We start from the raw sequence: 20,065 nt of genomic DNA on the forward strand, positions 1-20,065 counted from the left end.
TACGGAGCGGGCGCACGTACTCCAGCCACGGCTGTCGGAACGGGTTAGCATCTGCCCATCCCCGCCGGAGCTGTATTGGCCAGATGCCCGTTGCTTCCCGCCTCACGAACATGCAGACCCTTGACCACCATGTTGTGGTTCTGCGGTTGGCCGCCGCCGATCTGCTTGTACCACTTTCCGCTGCTCCACTCGACGTAGCACTTGACTACGATGTCGCTGCCCCAGATGGCCCAGTGGTCGCCGGCGCATTTGCCGTTGTCGTAGTTGTCGCTGCTGCCGTTGGCATTCTCCATGCAGGTCCGGTGGCCGTTGTCGAGGTCTGTGCCGCCACCGCCGACGGTGACCGTCCACTCCGTCTTCGGCGGCGGCGGGGGCGGCGGAGCATCGCCGGACTTGGCACTGGTGGAGGCGACAGCACCTGCCGTGCCTTGCGAGTTCAGCGATCGTGCCTCGAACTTGACTTGCTTGTTGTAAGCACCCGTGTTGACCGCCCTACTGCCCGAATTCGCTACGTTATCCCAGGAACCTCCGTCTACCCGGATCTGAATCTGGGCCACGTCGTGGCTGCCCACCGCAGGCGGGCTCCAGCTAAACGTGACGCTTTGCTGCTCCCGGGCGCCGTTCTGACCGGAGACGTTCGGGGTGCCGGGAGCGCCGTACGGCGTCGCATTGCCGGATGCCGCACTCGGCGCACTCGAGTAGCTCGCGCCGTCGCTGTTGGCCACGGTAATGATACGGACGTTGACGGCCTTGCCGTTGGCGAAGCCGCCCACCTGCTGGCCGTTCGTGATGGCCATGGTCCGGCCGTCGCTGAAGGTCGCCCGGTAGCTGACTTCGCCGGTCTGGGCGCCGTTGCGCTGCGCGGCGGTGAGCTCGTTGAAGGACACCGTCACCGATCGGCCCGCCCCGCCGGTCTGTGTTTCCTTCAGGGCAACACCTGTCGGCGCGTCCGGCGCGCCGACCGCACGGCGGGCGTTGGACTGTGCGCTGGCCTCGCCTGAGCCGGCCTTGTTCCGCGCCGTGACGGAATAGGTGTAGGCGGTCTCCGAATTGGGTGCCGTCACCGTCTGCGAGGTCGCGTTCACCGCCGGGAAGGTCCGATTCAGCTTCCCGCCTTGGTATTCGCGCACGGTGTAGTCAAGGATCTCGCCGCCGTTGTTGGCCGGTGCCGCCCAGCTCACCTTCAGCTGGCTCTGGTCGCCCACGGACTTGACCCGCTCGGTAGCCGGCGCGGTGGGCGCGGCCGGTGGCCCGGCGGGCACCTCCGACGCGGAGTAGGCACTGAACTCGCTCGGTTCCGGAGCCCGGTTGTGCGCCTGCACGCGGACCTCGTAGGCCTGGCCGTTCTCCAGCCCCTCCCACTTGTAGCTGGTCCCGGTCAGGCCGGTCTTCTGCAGCTGGCCGTTTGGCGGCGCCGGCGAGATCTCCAACGTGTAGCTCTCGATCGCCGAGCCCTCGTTTTCCGGCGCGGTCCAGGAAACGTTCAGGGACTTGTCGCCGAACTTAAGCTGCGGTGCCGCCGGCGTTGCGGGCCGCACGTCCGGACGCGCCACCGCAGACTCCGCGGACGGATCGGACGTGCCCACACTGTTCTCCGCCGTCACCGTGAAGATGTATTCGACGTCGTTCTTCAAGCCGGTCAGCGTGCAGGTGGTGGTCGCGCACTGCTGGCTGAATCCCCCACCGACGGCGTTCACGGTGTATCCGGTGATCGGGTCGCCGTTGTCGCTCGGCGCCGTCCAGGACAGCACCACGCTTTGGTTGCGGACCGAATCCACCAGGGGCGTGCTGGGCGTTTCCGGCCGGCCCTTGACCACCAGCGAGATGTTCGCCGTCGCCTGCCGGCTGCCCTCGCGGGTCTTGTCCTCCACCGTGTATTCAACGTTCATGGTGCCGGAGAAGTCCGCCGCGGGCGTCACGATGATCCGCTCGCCGTCGATGTCGGCGGTTCCGCCGTTGTTGGGCACCGCGCGGACAATTTCAAGCGGCGTTTCCGGGAACGGATTGACGTCGTTGGCCAGCACGTCCACCGGCAGCGCTTCGCCCTGCACCGCGTCCGGCACCTCGTCGTCGTTGGCCACCGGCAGCGGACGCGTGGATGCGGTCGCTGCCACCGTCACGCGGCTGCTCACCTTGTCCGAGCGGCCGTCAGTGACGGAGAAATTGACGACGCCGGTGGCTCCCGTTTCGATCTCGGCATCCGCCGCCACGCGCAGCACGCTGCCCTCCAGGCGGACGTCGAATCCTTCCGGCGTCCCGCCTTCGACGGCAAACTCCAGCTTCTCCGTGTCCTCCGGGTTCGGGTCGCTGGCCAGCGGCCGCAGGTCATAGCTCACGGCGTCTTCGCCCTTGGCGACTTCCAGCGTGCCGGTGGTCAGCTCCGGCGGGAAATTCCGGTCCGCGGCCGGAATCACCTCGGTCATGATGGTCAGCGTGGACTTGAGCCCGTCCGGGTCGTCGGGGCCCGAGCCGTCGGTCACCTCGAACGTGATCGATCCGCGGCCGGCATAGTCGATGTCCGCCTTGTAACTGAGCGTGCTCTCGTCGGCCATCCACTCGTCGTCGCTGGTGCCGATCGCGCGAATGTTGTCCGCCTCGGTGATGCGCGGTGTGCGGCCCGGCCGGACCTCCACCAGTTCGGTCAGGTCAAGCTGCAGCTCGTCGCCCGCTGTCACGTTAAGCGGAGTATTGTCCCGCAACACCGGATACTGCTCGCCCAGCGGCGGCACCCAGATGACGGCGGTGGCCTGCAGCCCGTCCACGTCCCGAACGGTGTACGGGATCAGCTGCACGTCCTCGGTCAGTTCTACATTGACCTGGCCGTCGGCAACCGTCCGCGCCGTCGGATAGTCGCCGTCCACTATCACTTCAAGGTCCTTGGCCACGCCGTCGGGATCCTCGTCGTTCTCCAAGACGGGGACGTCGACGGCGGTGCGCCCCTTGATGTCGGCCGATTCCACCCGGTCGTCGCGGGCCAGCGGCGCCTGCAGCGGCGCGTCCGGATCCACCTGGACCGTCACGGTCCCAACGGCCGAGCCGCCGCGGTCGTCGCCCACGGTGTACCGCGCGTTGACCGTGCCGGATTCCGCCGGAGCGGTCAGGTAGACCCGGCCGTCTTCGGCCTTCGCGGCAATCGACTCCGGCTCGCCGACGATCTTGTTGGGGTCCAGCCGGAGCGCGTCACCGTCCGGATCCGAGTCGTTCTTCAGCACGTCCACGGCGACGGTCTTGCCCGGCCGGATCTCGATCCCGTCGTCGAGCGCCACCGGGTTCTGGTTGCTGTCCTGAGCCGGGGCAATGCCCACCCGGACGGTGGCGGTATTGACGGCGCCCAGCCGGTCCTTGACCCGGTAGGTGAACGTATCGGTCCCGGCGCCCTGTGCCGACGCCGTGTACTCGATGTAGTTGGGTCCGGCCACCGCCGCGCCCTGTTCGGGTGCTTTGTCGATACCCGTCAGGTAGACGGAGTCGCCGTCGGGATCGATGCCGTTGAGCGGGATGGGGATCCTGACGGTGGAACCGGCGATGGCCCGGGCTTCCTGGTTCTTGGGGGCAGGCTGAGAGTTGGATTCATCGTCGCGCGGGATGATGTTGATCCGCAGCTGGGCGGAGTCCTTCTGGCCGGCAGCGTCGGTCACCTCGTAGACCGCGTACACGGTTTTCGCCTGTTGCCCGGCGATGAAGCGCACGGTGTTCTCGGCCGTAAAGATCCGGCCGTCGGCAGGACCCGGGGTCTCCGGAAGTTCGTCCGCCAGCGTGAGTGTGTCGCCGTTGGGATGGGTGTCGTTCGACAGCACGTCCACGGTCACCACATCGCCGGCACGCACGGTGGCGGTATCGGCTTCGGCCTGCGGGGGCAGCGGCTTTTTTGAACTTTCCACGGAGATCACGCTGACCTCGCCCGTGGCCGAGGCGGTGCCGTTGGAGACGGTGTAGCCGATGGTGGCCTGCTGATGCAGGCCCTTCACATCCGAGATCCGCAGAATGTTGTGGTCCAGCACCTCGACGGCGACCGACGCGCCGTTCGCTTCCACCGAGGTGACCACCAAGACGCCGCCGGCCGGGTCGGCGTCGTTGGCCAGCACATCCACCAGCACCTGGCCGTTCTGCGGCAGCAGGGCCACGTCCCGCACAGCCACCGGCGCGCCGTCGCCGTTGTCCTCGGTCGCATCGATCCGGATCAGGCCGGTGGTGCTGGACGGACCGTTGGTGACCAGATAGGTGAAGTAGTAGGTGTCCGCCTTCTCCGCCCTGAACTTGACCGTGCCTGCGTCATAGTCCGGCACAATTGCGGCGTTGGCGACGGAGCCGGTCTTTGCCAGCCTCAGTTCGCCGCCGTTCGGGTCTTGGTCGTTCTTCAGCGGGGCGATCTGGATTTCCTGGCCCACGGTCGCGGAAAAATGGTCGGCGTTGGCCAGCGGCGGCAGCGCGCCGGGCGGCCGGACGTCGAAGACCACCACTCTTTCGGTGGTTTCGGAACCATCCGACACCCTGACCGTCACCTCCTTCTTGCCGAAGGTCTTGCCCACGTCCTGGAACGTCAGCAGCCCGTCGGGCCGGGTGCGGACCAGGTCGCCGTCATCACTGTTGTCCGCTCCCTCCAGGAACAAGTCGTCGCCATCCGGGTCGATCCAGTCGCTGAGGATGTTCTGGCTGATTTCGCGGCCCTGTTCCACCAGGATGGTGGTCTTCCGCTTCGGTTCCGGCGGCAGGTTGCTGCCCTCGGCGCGAACGTCGATGGCCACCCGGGCGGTATCACTGCCGCCGCGGCCGTCGTCGACTTCATAGCCAAAGGTGTGCCGGCCGGGAGACGCGTCCCCGTTGACCAGGATCTGCAGGCCGGTGCTGTCGTAGATTCCCTGCACCTCGCCGATGCCGGGACCGTCGCCGCTCAGGCGTGCGGTGAGCACGTCGCCGTCGGGATCTGAATCATTGTCCAGAATGGTCAGGGTGGTGGTGCGGCCCGCGCGGACGCCGAACGTGTCATCCTGCGCCACCGGCGGCTGATTCTCTTCGGTCCGGTCGGGCAGCGTGTTGACCGGGTTTTCGTCCGCCGAGTCCTCTTCGTCTTCTTCGTTCTCCTGCTCCGGCGGGATCAAATCGCTCCAGTTGTCCACCAACTGCATGTTTTCGAGCACCAGCCAGACGTTGCCGGCGTTCACGTCATTGAGCACCACCACATCCCGGTTCACCCGGAACACCAGCGACGCGTTAGCGCCTATCCCCTGGATCGGCTGGGCGAGATCATCGGCGTCGTTGCCGCAGTCGCGCAGGTAGTGGTTGATCCCTGCCCACGCCGCATGCAGGCAACCCGCCAGCTGTACCGGGGCCGCCGGCGTTCCGGTGCCTTCCATCGGCAGGATTTCGGCGTCCGAACCGTTCAACGGCTGCTTGATCAACGCGGAATCGGTGGCCACCGCCACAAACGGGCTCTCGTCGCCACTTTGCTGCAACGCTCCGCCGCGGGTGTCCGGCAACGTGACCTCGCGGCCGCCCGGCAGGACCAGCAGGCCGGCCTCGGCGTCGAACACCACAGATTTCTCGCCCACAGCGGCTATTTGCAGATCCCCGACATCGGCCAACGCGTCCACCCGATCGGCGCCCGTGCGTTCGGCGATGCCGTCTTCATTGACTTCGAAGCGGACTACCTCGCCGGCGTCCGGATTGGCGATGAAGACGGTGTCCTGCTTCGATACCGTGGCCACGCTGCCCTTGGCATCGGCCAGCAGCGGCTCCGCCGTCTCCTCATTGAAGGAGCCAAGCTCGTTGGCCGGGCTGATCCAGACCTGACCCTTGACGGTGTCCGTGATGGACAGCAGCTGATCGCCGAAGGCCACCTGCGCGGTGCCCGGCAGTTGCTGCTCCGATCCGCGTTCCATCTGCGCCACGTCCACCGGGCTCAACATGGCCTGGTCCTGGTTTTCCATGAACACCGTGCCGGCGCTCTGCATGACATCGAAGCCGTCGCTGTTGGCACGGAAACCGCCGTCCAGCACCTGGGACTGGTAGTTCAGGTGGCCCACCATGCCCTGTCCATTGTTGGTGACCCACACACCGCCGTCGTTCAAATCCACGTCAGCCGTGGGGAAACCTTGGTAATAGATGGCGCCGCCGACCACAAGGGCCGCAGCCACGGAGAAAGTTGTCGTCGATGCCAGCGTCTTTCGCCGCCGCGTCCGCCCCAACATTTTCCCCCGCAATGTCATTCTGCCCTTATCCGCCCACGCCCTTCGTTGTGCCCCGCCGCAGGCAACGACCCCGCCCGGCAGGCACCGAAAGACGGCCCTTGGCGTGCCAAGGACCCTTACCGACTATTACACGTATAACCAGCGGGCGTAAACCTGCCGCATGGGGAGAACTCCCCCTCCAGAACCGATATCCATGCACGACGGCGGGGCTTGCCGTTTGAGCGCCGCCTGATCTTCCCTTATTGTTCCCTTGATATTTTCCTGCTCAACCGCAGCAACTTTGGCTGGCGGCCACACGTCGCTCCGCCGATGTGCTCCGGGCACTCATCCCGTTCGCAACATCCTCCCGTACACGCCAGCGTCCCCGTCCTCCCGTCCTCCCGTCGTCCCGTCCTCCAGTACACGCCAGCCCCGTCCTCCCGTCGTCCCGTCCTCCAGTACACGCCATCCCCGTCCTCCCGTCTCCCGTACGCGCCAACATCCCCGTCCTCCCGTCTCCCGTCCTCCCGTACACGCCAGCCCCGTCGTCCCGTCCTCCAGTACACGCCAGCCCCGTCCTCCCGTCTCCCGTACGCTCCAACGTCCCCGTCCTCCCGTCCTCCACAGCCTGCGCAGAGCGATAGTTAGCCACAACCGTAAAAGACCCTCCGAAACTGTCCGAAGCAGCCCATAGGCTGGTTTCAAAGCAGTTCAGTACCAATCGTTGGCTATCGGGGTGGGGTTTTCCTGGTGGCGTTGGCGGGCTTTGCTCCGCGACCGTTCGTAGTCGATGCCGCGCCTCTTAAGGGCGCGCTGAAGATTGAGACGCACTGATGGTTGATCCGGCAGCACCTGAACCACCCGCCGCGGCTGCGGCTGCCGCGGTGCCGTTCGCCGGCGGTGAGGTGCCCGTAGTCACCGGCTCGGCGATCGCGTTGCCGCCGGTCGATCTGGAGGCGCCTGCGGCCGGGTTGGTGGACCAGATCGCCGCCAGGGAGAACGCGAAGGACGCGATCGCCGCGGAGCAGGCCAGGCTGATGGTCGCCCTGGATCAGCGGATCCGGGCCGAGCGGGCCGCCAAGGGCGTGCCCGCCGCCCGGCAGGGTGAAGGGATCGCCAAGCAGGTCGGGTTGGCGCGCCGGGAGTCGCCGAACTACGGCGCTTTGCTGCTGGGCCGGGCCAAGGTGCTGGTCAACCAGATGCCGCACACGCTCCAGGCGCTCGGGGCGGGGAGACTGAACGAGCATCGGGCGGCGATTCTGGTCAGGGAAACCGACTGCCTGAACCTGGAGCACCGGGCGGTGGTGGATGAGGAACTGGCCGGGAACCCGGACCGCCTGCACGGGCTCGGGAACCGGCAGTTGGAGGCCGAAGCCAAACGCGCCGCCTACCGGTTGGACCCGCACGCGGTGGTGAAGCGGGCCGCGAAGGCCGAAGCGGACCGGTATGTCTCCTCCCGGCCCGAACCGGATGTGATGGTGTCGGTCCGGACCCTGTTGCCGGTGGTGCAGGGGGTCGCGGTGATGGCCGCGCTGCAGCAGGAAGCGGACCGGCTGGCCAACGCCGGGGACCCGCGGACCCGGGGCCAGGTGATGGCCGATACCGTGTTTGAACGCGTCACCGGCCGTTCCACCGCCGACCCCGCCGCCCTGGAACTGCAGCTGGTGATGACCGACCGGGCGCTGCTGCAGGGCGAGAGGGAACCGGCCTGGCTCACCGGGTACGGCATCGTCCCGGCGCAGTACGCCCGGGACCTGATCCGGCTGCCCCAGGACCCGCAGGAGCTGGCCACTGCCGCTACCGGTGGGAATCAAGCCGGCCAAAGCCCACCGCCTCGGAACCCGTCCGGTCCACCGGGCAGCGGATTCGGACAGAAGGCTCCGCCTGGTGCGGGAACCGGGCAGAAGGCACCGCCGGCCGGGACGGAGCCGGGCTGGAAGACCGCCCGCGAGCAGGCCAAACAGGTCTGGCTGCGGAACCTGAAGGTCGGCGGCGTGGAGGATGTCTGGATCCGGCGGCTGTATACCGCGCCGGGGACGGGGCAGTTGCTGGGCATGGACTCGAAGGCGCGGAAGTTCCCGGACGGGATCCGGCGGATGGTCATGGCCCGGGACGCGTTCTGCGGCGGTCCCTGGTGCGACGCGCCGATCCGGCACATCGACCACATCGTCGCGTGGTCCGAGGGCGGTCCCACCACCCTGGCCAACGGGCAGGGGCTGTGTGAGCGCTGCAACCACGCCAAGGAAGCCGACGGCTGGTCCACCAAACCCGTCGACGCACCCCGGCACAGCGTGGAAACCACCACCCCCACCGGCCACACCTACACCTCCACCGCACCGCCCCTACCCGGCACGCCATTCCTCGAGTCCGCACGCCAAACCGAGCCAGCGGCCCCTAAGGTCAAGAAGGTATTGGTCCGCCCGCGCAGGGCACAGCCGGACCGCGATCGCGTCAGTCGGCGTACTCGATCGGCGAGCCGAGACTAGTCGACGACCAGGCCCTTGCCGGTGCCGTGTGCAACGGTGACCGGGTTCACCTCGCCGAATCCGCGGACGGTGCGGACCTTCTGAGGGATCAGCACAAACCGCTCGTCGCCGGCGAGTGTCGACGCGGTGGTGGCGTCGACCAGCACGGTTCCGGGTTCGGCGAGGGTGGTCAACCGCGCGGCCAGATTGACCGTGGGGCCATAGATATCGCCAAGCCGGGAAAGTACCCTTCCCCACACCATGGCCACTCGCGCGGAGGGCAGCAGATCGTCGTCGCCAATCGCCTTCGCCAACGCCAACGAGATTTCCGCCCCGGCCTGCGGTGACGACGCGATGTAGAGGACTTCGTCGCCGATGGTTTTCACCAGCCGGCCGCCGCCTACCGAAATGATTTCGGCGCAACGGTTTTCAAAGCGCTGGACCAGCTGGGCGAGGGTCTTCTCGTTCATCTGGCGCGAGAGGCTGGTGTAGGACACCAGGTCCGCGAAGCCCACGGCCCGCAATAGGGGCAGCGAGTCCTCATCGTCCGCGCCGGTTCCGGCTCCCAGACCGGCTTCGGCCCGGACCGTCAGGCGGGCCACCCCGGCATTGAGCTGGCGGCGGTAGGAGTAGACCAGCACCTTCTCCAAGGAGTCGATCAGGTTAGGCAGCTCATGAACCAGCCGCTGGCGCGCCTGGGCATCGGTGAGGCCCCGCTGGTGCACCATCTCTTCCACCAGCGCCTCAACCTGCCAAACAACCATGCGGTCGGTCATCTGTCCGACGGACCGGGTGATCGAAATGGCCGCTTCCTCGGTCAGGCGCTCCTCGCGGACCAAGTCGATGATGGTGGTCAGCGCGTCCAGGTCTGCCTGGGTGAACGCCAGATCCTCGTCCCCGAGGTTGGCGAACCCGAGGGCGCGCCAGATCTTTCGGGCCGACAACAGCGACACCCCGGCGCCGGCGGCCACTTCGCGGCGCTTCATGGTCCGTTCGGATCCGAGCAGCCGGACTTCAAGGTCCTTAATCGCCTGCCGGTCCACCTTGCCGTTGGACGCGCCGGCGGGAGCGGTCTGGGCGGGCAAGGGCACGCGGGGCATGGACAACGTCAGCGGCTCGGGTTCGCCAGCCGGGTGTCCCCCGGTGGTCCGCACGTCTTCCGGGACCGGATCGGCTTCCAGGATGGGTTCCGGATCCTCCGGCCGGGACTCTTCCACCTCCTCGGCCGGCTCGTCGGCGGCCGGCAGCGGTACTTCGCGGCGCAGCAGTTGGGGCAGCTCGGGATCACGCGGCACCGGTGGCCGGCGCGGTTCATCCTGCGCGCTGCTGATGTCCATCCTGTGCATCCTCCTCTGTCAGCTGTCCCAGCTGTTCCATTCGGTTTCTGTTTCCATGTCTACACCATCGAACATGGCGGTGCGCGGCAGCTGCTCAATGGCCTCCACCACCAAAGTCCTGAACCGGAAGACCTCGGGTACGTCTACGATCCGGCTGGTCCGCCCGTGCCCCAGGTCAACCGTGAGGTTGCCGCTGCGCAGCGTCCGCTGGATGATCGATTGCTCGGTGTGCAACTCGGCAATGTTCACCAGCAGCAGCTGGCGCTCATGCCGCCGGCCCATGCCCCGACGGACGATGAGCCTCTTGCTGGTGAGCAGATACCGGGTACTGATCCAGCGCAGCAGCGGCAAGAGGAACAGACGTGACAGCAGCGCCGCTACCACCACGGCCAGTCCTGCGAGCAGCAGCGGGTGCCACTCGACGATCCAGTCCGGCGGGTTGGATCGGCTCAGGTTTCCCAACACGTAGGAGCCTGCACCAAGCACCAGCAGCGCGGCCACCACCGGCCAGGTCAGCTTCCGGGCCTGCGGCCGCGTCATGACAATCACGCGTTCCCCCGGATCCAGTTTCAACCGCAACGCGGCTCCCGGATCCGGCAGGGGGTCCAGGTCAACTTACGGGCCTTCGTGCGGCCGGAGGTGTACCACGTCGCCGGCCGCCACGACGTGCTCGGTGCCTTCAGCATCACGGATCTTGACGGCGCCGTAGGCGTCCAGGCCGAACGCCTCGCCGATGATCTGCTTTCCGTCCGGCAGTTCGGCCCGCACCTGCTGGCCCAACGTGACCATCACGTCGCGCATCCGCGAGAGCAAGCTGGATCCGTCGTTCCATTCAGCTGCCGGATCACCGTTGACATTACAGAATTGCCGGTATCGCTTGGCGAAGACCCGCACGTAGGACATCAGCAGAATGTTCCGGTCCGTTGTCCGGCCCTTTTCGATCGACACGCTGGTGGCGGTGGGCACGGGAAGCTCATCCCGGGAGAGCGTCACGTTCAGGCCAGTGCCGAGAACGACGGCGGGGGGCGACCCGTCCGGGTAGTTGACGACTTGAGCCAGGATTCCGGCGATCTTTCGCCCGGAGACCAGCACGTCGTTGGGCCATTTGACCTCTGCCTTGAGCTGGGCATACTCGCCCAGCGCCTCCGCCAGTGCCGCGGCCGCCAGCAGCGAGAACCAGGCATAGCTCTGGGTAGGCACGGGGTTGCCGGCGCGGTTGAAGGGCCGCAGCAGGATGCTCACGATCACCGACGAGCGGGCCGGGGCGGTCCATTGGCGGTCCAGCCGGCCGCGGCCTGCCGTTTGCTCCTCGGCGGCCAGAATGCTCAGGTCCGACCAGCCCACCTTGTCCGCCACCGCCCAAGCGGCCAGATCGGTATTGGTGGAGCCGGTGGATTCCACCACTTCAAGCTTCCGGTAAGGACCCAAGGGGGCACAGAGAGCGTCGCTGAGACCGTCCAAGTCCAGGGCGGGGCGGTCGACGTCGGAAAAACTCTGGCTCATGTGTTCCATCCTACTGATCGCAGGCAGCTGAGGGGCCGTGGGGCGGGCCGCGATCCCTTCGGCCTCCGACTGGCGACCTTTGAGCGCGGCCGTCGGCCGCCGTTGAACGCGGGTGGTGGCCAAAAGCAGCGGCGGCGAAATTGTAGGGTTCCTACAGTAGGCGCCCCGCCGCTGCTCACTAGACTTGGTTCAGCGACGCGCCTGTGCTCCGCTGTTTTGTACGAAACCTACTTAACAGCCTGCAGGCCGCCAGCGTCCGACACCCTCGGCAGAATCCGGAGATTTCATGAGCCTCGATCAAGACCTTGACCTGCACACCACTGCAGGCAAGATTGCGGACTTCCGCCGCCGCCAGGCAGAGTCCCTGCAGCCCTCCGGCGCCGAGGCGATCGAGAAGCAACATGCCCGTGGCAAGAACACCGCCCGGGAACGGATCGAGATGTTGGTGGACGAAGGATCCTTCGTCGAGTTCGATGCCTTGGCAACGCACAGGTCTACGGCCTTCGGAATGGAGAAAAAGAAGCCGCTCGGCGACGGCGTCGTCTCCGGTTACGGCACCGTGGATGGACGAATGGTGGGGTTGTACAGCCAGGACTTCTCCGTTTATGGTGGTTCGCTCTCCCAGGTCAACGGCGAGAAAATCGTCAAGGTGCAGGAATTCGCCCTGCGCAACGGATGCCCCGTGATCGGCATCAACGACGGCGGCGGCGCCCGCATCCAGGAAGGCGTGGCATCCCTGGCGATGTTTGCGGACATCTTCCGCAACAATGTGGCCGCGTCCGGCGTCGTGCCCCAGATTTCGCTGATCATGGGTCCGTGCGCGGGTGGCGCCGCCTACTCCCCGGCCCTGACGGACTTTGTGGTGATGGTGGACAAGACCAGCCACATGTTCATCACCGGACCTGACGTGATCAAGACCGTCACCGGCGAAGAGGTGGACATGGAGACGCTGGGCGGGGCGCGCCAGCACAATGCCACCACCGGCACCTCCGCCTATCTGGCCGCTGACGAGTCGGATGCCATCGAATTCGTCCGCGAACTGCTTGAGTTCCTTCCCTCGAACAATCTGGCCGAGGCTCCTCCGCTTGAGTTCGATGAAGAACTCGAGATCACCGATGACGACCTGAGCCTGGATGAGCTGATTCCGGATTCGGCCAACCAGCCCTACGATATGCGGACCGTAATTGAACACGTCGTCGACGACGGCAACTTCCTGGAGATGCAGTCCCTATACGCGCCCAACGTGATCATCGGCTACGGCCGCGTCGAAGGGCACACCGTCGGCATCGTGGCCAACCAGCCCATGCAGTTTGCCGGCACGTTGGACATCAACGCCTCGGAAAAGGCCGCCCGATTCGTCCGTCACTGCGACGCCTTCAATGTCCCCATCCTCACCCTGGTGGATGTGCCCGGCTTCCTGCCCGGCAAGGACCAGGAGTTCAACGGCATCATCCGGCGTGGGGCCAAACTGCTCTACGCCTACGCCGAGGCCACCGTGCCGAAGCTGACCGTCATCACCCGCAAGGCCTACGGCGGGGCCTACATCGTGATGGGTTCCAAGAAGCTCGGTGCCGACCTGAACCTGGCCTGGCCCACGGCGCAGATCGGGGTGATGGGTGCCCAAGGCGCCGTCAACATCCTCTACCGCCGTGACCTTGCGGCCGTGGCCGCGGATGGCGGCGACGTCGAGGCCCGCCGGCAGGAGATCATTTCGCAGTACGAGGAAGAGCTGCTCAACCCCTACCAGGCCGCCGAACTCGGTTATCTCGACGCCGTGATTGCGCCGTCGGAAACCCGACTCCAAGTGGTCCGCGGCTTGCGCGCGCTGCGCGACAAACGGGCGACCATGCCGCATAAGAAGCACGGAAACATTCCGCTATGAGCAACTGGTCAGAAGCCGTGAACACGGCGGAAACACCCGATGGATTCCAGCACGGCGACGCTGCCGTACGGCAGCAGCCCCTGCTGACGGTGGCCAAAGGCAACCCGACACCTGAGGAACTCGCAGCCCTGACCGCCGTCGTTGCCGCCCTCCAGTCCTCCGGGCAGGCCGGTACTCCGTCGCGCCGGTCCCGGCGCCCCCGCCGGCCGCTGCTGAGGCCGTTCGTCTCGCATGGCCCCGGAGCCTGGCGGCACACCTTCCGCTAGGTCACTCCGGCGGCGGCGTGGCTTCGCCCTGCCAGAAATTCCATTGATAGCCCCAAGGATCGGTGACAGTGAAGGTCCGCGGCCCGTAGGGCTGGTCTGCCGGCGGTTCCACGTCAATGTCCACCGCGGCCCGCACGCGCTGGTACTGGGCATCGACGTCGTCCACGTGCACGATGAGCAGCAGTCCGCCGCCGTTGCCCGGGTCTGCGGCGCGCCCGCAGACGGCGATCCGGCTGCCTCCTGCCACAATCTCGGCTTCCTCGGTGACCCCGTCGGCGTTGCGCCAGCGCGTGGCCGGACCGAAACCGAGCACCTGCTCCATCCAGTCCAGGGCAGCGTCGGCACCCTCGTAGTACAGATACGGCTTCACTTCCGTCACGGCCATGGTGTCCCCTGTGTTTGACTGCTAGTGCAACTGTTCAGCGCGGATCCATCACCGTGCCGAGGAAGAGCGGAAAGCCCGTGGGCAGGTGGATGATCTGGTAGAGGAAGGGCCGGTCGAACGAAAGCTGGACGTCGGGCTGTGGCGGCAGCGAACCGGCCATCACATCCATTTGGGTCACGGCCGCGGCGATCGTTCCCTTTTCCCCGACCGTGATGTTGGCCTGCTGGGCCGCACCGGTCACCGAGGCGTCCTGCTGAATGGCCGCCAGGTCCGGCGCCGGGCCGAAGGTCTCTTCGAGTCCGAGTCGGAGCAGGATCGGCAGCAGGTCCTGCTGGTGCGTGTGGTTCCAGCGGGGCAGCTCAAGAACGACCATGGCGTCGTCGGCGCTGTCCATGACGTTTGCCACGTCCAACAGTCCGGTCTGGTCCATGACGGGGGTGCCGCCGTCGGGCAGGATGAGCCGCATCGCGAACCCGTCCCCGTACGGCAGGTCCACGCCTTGCCAGCCCTTCCCGCGTGCGTACGGCGCCTGGACCAGGTTTCCCATCATGGGTACGGAAACCCGCTCCCCCGATGCGGTGGTGAAATCCGCATCCTCCGTAGCCGATGGGTCAAACGGCTGCTCCCAGGCAGCCGCGAAGTACACCGCGTTCAGCAGCGTCAGCGTGTTGTCGGGGTGATAGCCGCGTGGCGCCTCGGTGATCCGGCCGCCGGTGTGGTGGTCCACCCAGGCATCCATGGCCCCCTTGGTCGACGGATCCGAGTAGTCCAACGGGTAGACGCCGGAGCCATAATGCTCCGCCAGAATGCGCAGGTAGCCCTCGCCGGTCGGCGTCTCTGCGTCCACGAAGACGCCGTTCGCCAGATGCATCAGCGGCCTGGCGGGCGGCTCATCCTCATCGACCGAGCCCGGGTCGCCGTCGAATTCCTCCCACTGGGCCAGCAAGGAGTTCAAGGCAGCGTCCAGGTTCTGCTCCGGCAGGCCCAGCACCCTGTCAATCTCGTCCGCGGTGGTGCTTCCGGCGCCGGCACGGAGCATCGCTACGGCGTAGAGCAGACTCACCGGGCCGGTGACCTGGTTCTTCTCCGGTGCCGCCGCGAGCATGGCTGCCCCCAGCGTCAAGGCAGATCGCCGCAAGGCGTCGATTTCTGCCGGGAACCCGCCCGCTGCCGCGTCAGCCCTGGCAACACCGTCCGCTCTCAGCAGTTCGGGCGGCGCCGCGCAGCCGCCGAGCATGACTACCGGCGCCAGCCCCAATGCGGCCAGCGCCGCCGTCGTCCTTCTTCGCACCATGTTCTCCTCACCGTTGACCCCAACCTAGGCGTTGGCGAGGTTGGGGACCAGATGCGGCCGGCTACGATCCGATGACAACTGCAGGCGACCGTGATTCGAGGCGCCAAATGGCCACAGCCGGAGCGTTACGTGGCCCAAGGCAACTGGTTGCCGGTAGGCTCTCGGTGTGACTGAGCAGACATCTGAACTGACCAAGACCCCGGAGCCCGGGCGTATCCCCTCCGCCATCGACGCCGTAGCGGACGCCTACACGGCAGCCCTGCTGGAGCTGGATCCATCGCTGGCAACCTCGCTAGGAATCCCCGGGCACGAGACCGAGTATCCCGACTTCTCGCCGGCCGGCGCGGAGGCCTTCGCCGAGGCCACCCGGGAAGCCCTGCGGAGGCTGGAAGATCTGGAACCCACCGACGACGTGGACCGGGTCACGCTGGACGCGATGCATGAGCGGCTGGGCCTCGAGCTGGAGATCCACGAGACCGGCTGGGATCTGGCTGACCTGAACAACATCGCCTCGCCGCCCCAGGACATCCGCGCCATCTTCGACCTGATGCCCACCAGCAGCGTCGAAGACTGGAACAACATTGCCGGCCGGATGGCCAACGTCCCCGATGCAATCGCCGGCTATGTGTCCTCCCTCCGCGAGGCCAAAGACCGCGGGCTGGTCGCTGCCAAGCGGCAGGTGCGCATTGTGATGGAGCAGACCGGAGCGTATGCGGCCGAGGACGGTTTCTTTCGGTCGCTGGCCGGGCACGCTGCAGTCGAAGAGGGCGAGCTGTCCCAGGACCTGCGCGACAGGCTGGCGGCGGCCGCCGAAGCCGCGGCAGCTGCCTACGGCCAGCTTGCCTCCGTGCTGGAAACCGAGGTGTTGCCGGCCGCGCCGGAGAAGGACGCCGTCGGCCGCGAACGCTACGCGCTGATGTCGCGCCGGTTCCTGGGTTCCGCGGTGGACCTGGAGGCCACCTACACCTGGGGCGTGGCGGAGCTGGACCGGATCATCGCCGAGCAGGAAGCCGTCGCCGAGCAGATCCAGCCGGGTGCCAGGATCGAAGAAGCGATGGAACTGCTGGATGCAGACCCGAAGCGGCAGCTGCACGGCACGGATGAACTGCAGGCCTGGATGCAGGACCTGTCCGACAAGGCCGTGGACGAGCTGTCCGGACACTTCGACATCTACGAGCCGATGCGCCGGCTGGAGTGCATGATCGCGCCGACCCATGAAGGCGGCATCTACTACACCGGCCCCAGCGACGACTTTGCCCGACCGGGCCGCATGTGGTGGTCCGTGCCGGAAGGCGAGGACAGCTTCACCACCTGGAAAGAAACCACCACGGTCTACCATGAGGGCGTTCCCGGCCACCACCTCCAGGTTGCGACGGCGACCTACCGCCGCGAGCTGTTGAACAACTGGCGGCGGAATATCTGCTGGGTCTCCGGCCACGGCGAAGGCTGGGCTCTGTATGCCGAACGTCTCATGGACGAGCTGGGCTACTTGGCCGACCCGGGCGACCGGATGGGAATGCTCGACGCGCAGCGGATGCGGGCGGCCCGCGTGGTGTTCGACATCGGAGTCCACCTGGAGCTTGAAGTCCCCGAACGCTGGGGATCCGGATCCTGGACTCCAGAGAAGGGCTACGAGTTCCTGCGCCGGAACATTGCGATCAGCAAGGGGCAATTGGACTTTGAGTTCACCCGCTACCTTGGCTGGCCGGGCCAGGCCCCGTCCTACAAGCTGGGCCAGAAGCTCTGGGAGGAAATCCGCGACGAGCGGCGGCGCCGTGAGGGCGCCGCGTTCGACATCAAGGCTTTCCACAGCCAGGCGCTGAACATCGGCTCCGTCGGGCTGGATACCCTGCGGCGCGCGCTGCTGGGCGAGGATCCGGTTCAGGCCGCCTGATTTTGCCCCTGCCCGGGCAGGCCGGGACAAACAGGAGGGCCGATGCATCCCCCAACGGTGCACCGGCCCTTACCTGTGCCGGCTCCCTTCAGCCCCGGGCGGGGCGTACTCTCCGGCGGGAGAAAGCTCCCGCCAGAAATCGTACGGTCAGGCAACCGGTTCAGCGGCCAACTGCTGCAGTTCTTTACGCTCAGGTCACGAGGCGGAAACACGCTAAGCAAGGTTGGCTTTCCGGCAGCGGATAGGCTTGGTCGGGTGACCGACCTTCGCCTGATTCTCGCCTCCGCATCCCCCGCCCGCACCAAGCTCCTTGCCGAAGCCGGTATCGCGCACCAGGTCTTGGTTTCGGAGGTGGACGAGGACGCCGTCACGGCCAGCTATGGGGTTACGGACCCGCACGACACCGCACTGCTGCTGGCCCGGGCCAAGGCCGAAGCGGTGGCCGCCCTTCCCGAGGCCGACGGCACGCTGGTGCTCGGCTGCGACTCGGTGTTTGAACTCGACGGCGAGCCGTACGGCAAACCCCATGAGCCGCAGATCGCCCGCGAACGCCTGCGCAGGATGAGCGGCCGGCACGGCGTGCTGCACACCGGCCACTGGCTGGTGGATTGCCGGGCCACTGCCTTTGACACCGAAGACCCGGAAAACAACGACGCCGGATCGGGTGCCACCGTGGGCGCGGTCGCCTCCGCCGCGGTGCATTTCGCCCAGCTCTCCGACGCCGAGATCGAGGCCTACGTGGCCACCGGCGAACCCCTCCACGTTGCCGGTTCCTTCACCATCGACTCGCTGGGCGGGGCCTTCATCGAGCGAGTGGACGGCGACCCGCATGCTGTCGTCGGGCTGTCCGTCTCCACCTTGCGCCGGCTGCTGGCCAACGCCAACGTGCAGATCACCGACCTCTGGAACTGACCCACCCGCAGTTTTGTAGGACTCCTACAAAGAACAGCCCTTGCACACGCACAAACGGCATTATTCATGAGCGATTACCGCAAAAGCAGGCTAGGCTCCTCAAGGATAGAAGGAGCTTTGAATGACCCAGCGCATCACCAAGGTACTGATCGCCAACCGTGGTGAAATTGCCGTCCGTATCATCCGCGCGGCACGCGACGAAGGCATTGCCTCGGTCGCTGTCTACGCCGAACCGGACCGGGATGCCCTGCATGTCCGGCTGGCGGACGAAGCCTACGCACTCGGCGGCAACACCGCCGCCGAGTCCTATCTGGTGATGGAGAAGCTCCTGCAGGTGGCTCAGGCCGCCGGCGCCGACGCGATCCACCCCGGCTACGGCTTCCTGTCCGAAAACGCCGAGTTTGCCCAGCGGGTCCTCGACGCCGGCCTAATCTGGATCGGCCCCTCCCCCGACGCCATCTCCCAGCTGGGCGACAAGGTCCAAGCACGGCACATCGCCGAACGGGTCGGCGCTCCCCTGGTGCCCGGCACACCCGATCCTGTGTCGAGTGTGCAGGAAGTGCTCGATTTCGCAGATACGCATGGCTTGCCGCTGGCCATCAAGGCCGCTTACGGCGGCGGCGGCCGCGGCATCAAGGTGGTCCGCGACCGCCAGGCCATCGCCGAGTCGTACGAATCGGCGGTCCGCGAAGCCACGGCGGCGTTTGGCCGCGGCGAGTGCTTCGTGGAACGTTTCCTGGACGCTCCGCGCCACGTGGAAACCCAGTGCCTTGCCGATGCGCACGGCAATGTGGTGGTGGTGTCCACCCGCGACTGCTCGCTGCAGCGGCGCAACCAGAAACTCGTGGAGGAAGCGCCTGCGCCCTTCCTGTCCCCCGAGCAAAACGAACGGCTCTACGCAGCCTCCAAGGCGATCTTGCGCGAAGCCAAGTACCAGGGCGCCGGCACCTGTGAGTTCCTGGTCGGCCAGGACGGCACCATCTCCTTCCTGGAGGTCAACACCCGGCTGCAGGTTGAGCACCCGGTCTCGGAAGAAGTCACCGGCATTGACCTGGTCCGCGAACAGTTCCGCCTGGCCCGCGGCGAAGAGCTGGGCTACGAGGACCCCGAAGTGCGCGGCCACTCGTTCGAATTCCGCATCAACGGCGAAGATGCCGGCCGCAACTTCATGCCCGCCCCGGGCGCGGTCGAGACGCTGCGGCTTCCCACCGGTCCCGGCGTCCGGGTGGACTCAGGCATTGAAGCAGGCGAAGTGGTCGGCGGAAACTTTGACTCCATGCTGGCCAAGCTGATCATCACCGGCAGCACCCGCACCCAGGCCTTGGAGCGGGCCCGGCGGGCACTGGATGAGATGGAAATCGGCGGCATGCCTACCGTGCTGCCGTTCCACCGCGCCGTGGTGGCCGACCCGGCGTTTGCCCCCGAGGAAGGGGCCTTCAGCATCCACACCCGCTGGATCGAAACCGAGTTCCACAACGACATTCCTGCTTTCCAGTCCGTTCCGGCCGCCTCAGCCGACGAGGACGGTGAGCGCCAGCGCGTGACCGTCGAGGTCGGGGGCAAGCGGCTGGAAGTTGTGCTCCCGGCTGGCCTCGGCTCGGGCACGGGATCCGCTGCCAAGTCCAATGGCAAGCCCAAGCGCGCCCGCGGGCGTTCCGGCGCGGCCGCCGGTGCCGCGGCAAGCGGTGACGGTTTGGCCTCGCCCATGCAGGGCACGATTGTGAAAGTTGCCGTAGCCGAAGGCGACACGGTAGCGGAAGGCGATCTCGTCGTCGTACTTGAGGCAATGAAGATGGAGCAGCCGCTCACCGCTCACAAGGCCGGGACGATCTCGGGGCTTTCCGCCAAGCCCGGAGACACCGTTTCCGCCGGCGCGGTGCTGGCTACCATCGCAGACTAGGGCAGCTTTTCAGCCTGACTGTATCAGCGGTTGTAGTTCGGTCACGTTTTAGGTGCCAAG

Annotated in this window: 12 protein-coding genes; 6 read left to right on the forward strand and 6 right to left on the reverse strand. The window is 66.6% G+C overall.

Annotated elements, in window-relative coordinates; all coding sequences use genetic code 11:
* Positions 1–44 precede the first annotated feature (44 nt).
* On the reverse strand, positions 45–6,134 hold the full coding sequence (locus MNQ99_RS13265; RefSeq protein ID WP_241913255.1) for an Ig-like domain-containing protein: 6,090 nt from the start codon (positions 6,132–6,134) through the stop codon (positions 45–47).
* Between the two features lie 866 nt (positions 6,135–7,000).
* On the opposite strand from MNQ99_RS13265, the gene MNQ99_RS13270 reads away from it, so the two are divergent.
* Positions 7,001–8,653 carry an HNH endonuclease gene (locus MNQ99_RS13270; protein WP_241913256.1) on the forward strand — a complete coding sequence of 551 codons (1,653 nt, stop codon included), beginning with the start codon at positions 7,001–7,003 and terminating at the stop codon, positions 8,651–8,653.
* Here the strand turns inward: MNQ99_RS13270 and MNQ99_RS13275 are convergent.
* From MNQ99_RS13275 to MNQ99_RS13285, 3 genes are all read right to left on the reverse strand, one after another.
* Positions 8,650–9,732: an adenylate/guanylate cyclase domain-containing protein gene (locus tag MNQ99_RS13275; protein ID WP_127512132.1), complete on the reverse strand. Its 1,083-nt coding sequence runs from the start codon at positions 9,730–9,732 to the stop codon at positions 8,650–8,652. The two genes, MNQ99_RS13270 and MNQ99_RS13275, sit on opposite strands and share 4 nt — an antisense overlap.
* 255 nt (positions 9,733–9,987) lie before the next feature.
* Positions 9,988–10,542: a PH domain-containing protein gene (locus MNQ99_RS13280; RefSeq protein WP_241913257.1), complete on the reverse strand. Its 555-nt coding sequence runs from the start codon at positions 10,540–10,542 to the stop codon at positions 9,988–9,990.
* A gap of 42 nt (positions 10,543–10,584) precedes the next feature.
* A complete protein-coding gene (locus MNQ99_RS13285; protein ID WP_241913258.1) occupies positions 10,585–11,472 on the reverse strand; it encodes a biotin--[acetyl-CoA-carboxylase] ligase in 888 nt (295 codons plus the stop codon).
* Between the two features lie 286 nt (positions 11,473–11,758).
* On the opposite strand from MNQ99_RS13285, the gene MNQ99_RS13290 reads away from it, so the two are divergent.
* Positions 11,759–13,354: an acyl-CoA carboxylase subunit beta gene (locus tag MNQ99_RS13290; RefSeq protein ID WP_127511859.1), complete on the forward strand. Its 1,596-nt coding sequence runs from the start codon at positions 11,759–11,761 to the stop codon at positions 13,352–13,354.
* Complete coding sequence (locus tag MNQ99_RS13295) at positions 13,351–13,620, forward strand: acyl-CoA carboxylase epsilon subunit (protein WP_127511860.1); 270 nt, start codon at positions 13,351–13,353, stop codon at positions 13,618–13,620. Before MNQ99_RS13290 ends, MNQ99_RS13295 begins: the two co-directional genes overlap by 4 nt.
* Position 13,621: 1 nt before the next feature.
* On the opposite strand, the gene MNQ99_RS13300 is transcribed toward MNQ99_RS13295, so the two are convergent.
* Positions 13,622–14,005 (reverse strand): VOC family protein, encoded by a 384-nt coding sequence (locus MNQ99_RS13300; protein ID WP_127511861.1) that lies wholly within the window; start codon positions 14,003–14,005, stop codon positions 13,622–13,624.
* Positions 14,006–14,039: 34 nt separating this feature from the next.
* Positions 14,040–15,299, reverse strand: a complete 1,260-nt coding sequence (locus tag MNQ99_RS13305; RefSeq protein ID WP_241913259.1) for a serpin family protein — start codon at positions 15,297–15,299, stop codon at positions 14,040–14,042.
* Positions 15,300–15,465: 166 nt separating this feature from the next.
* Between MNQ99_RS13305 and MNQ99_RS13310 the strand changes: the two genes are divergently transcribed.
* The 3 genes from MNQ99_RS13310 to MNQ99_RS13320 all read left to right on the forward strand — a co-directional run bounded on the left by MNQ99_RS13310 (position 15,466) and on the right by MNQ99_RS13320 (position 20,005).
* Complete coding sequence (locus MNQ99_RS13310; RefSeq protein WP_241913260.1) at positions 15,466–17,193, forward strand: DUF885 domain-containing protein; 1,728 nt, start codon at positions 15,466–15,468, stop codon at positions 17,191–17,193.
* A gap of 255 nt (positions 17,194–17,448) precedes the next feature.
* Entirely contained in the window at positions 17,449–18,105 is a 657-nt protein-coding gene (locus tag MNQ99_RS13315; protein ID WP_241913261.1) for a Maf family protein, read from the forward strand.
* 121 nt (positions 18,106–18,226) lie between these two features.
* Entirely contained in the window at positions 18,227–20,005 is a 1,779-nt protein-coding gene (locus tag MNQ99_RS13320; protein WP_241913262.1) for an acetyl/propionyl/methylcrotonyl-CoA carboxylase subunit alpha, read from the forward strand.
* Positions 20,006–20,065: the final 60 nt, after the last annotated feature.

The organism is Arthrobacter sulfonylureivorans, from assembly GCF_022637435.1.
Classification (GTDB): domain Bacteria; phylum Actinomycetota; class Actinomycetes; order Actinomycetales; family Micrococcaceae; genus Crystallibacter; species Crystallibacter sulfonylureivorans.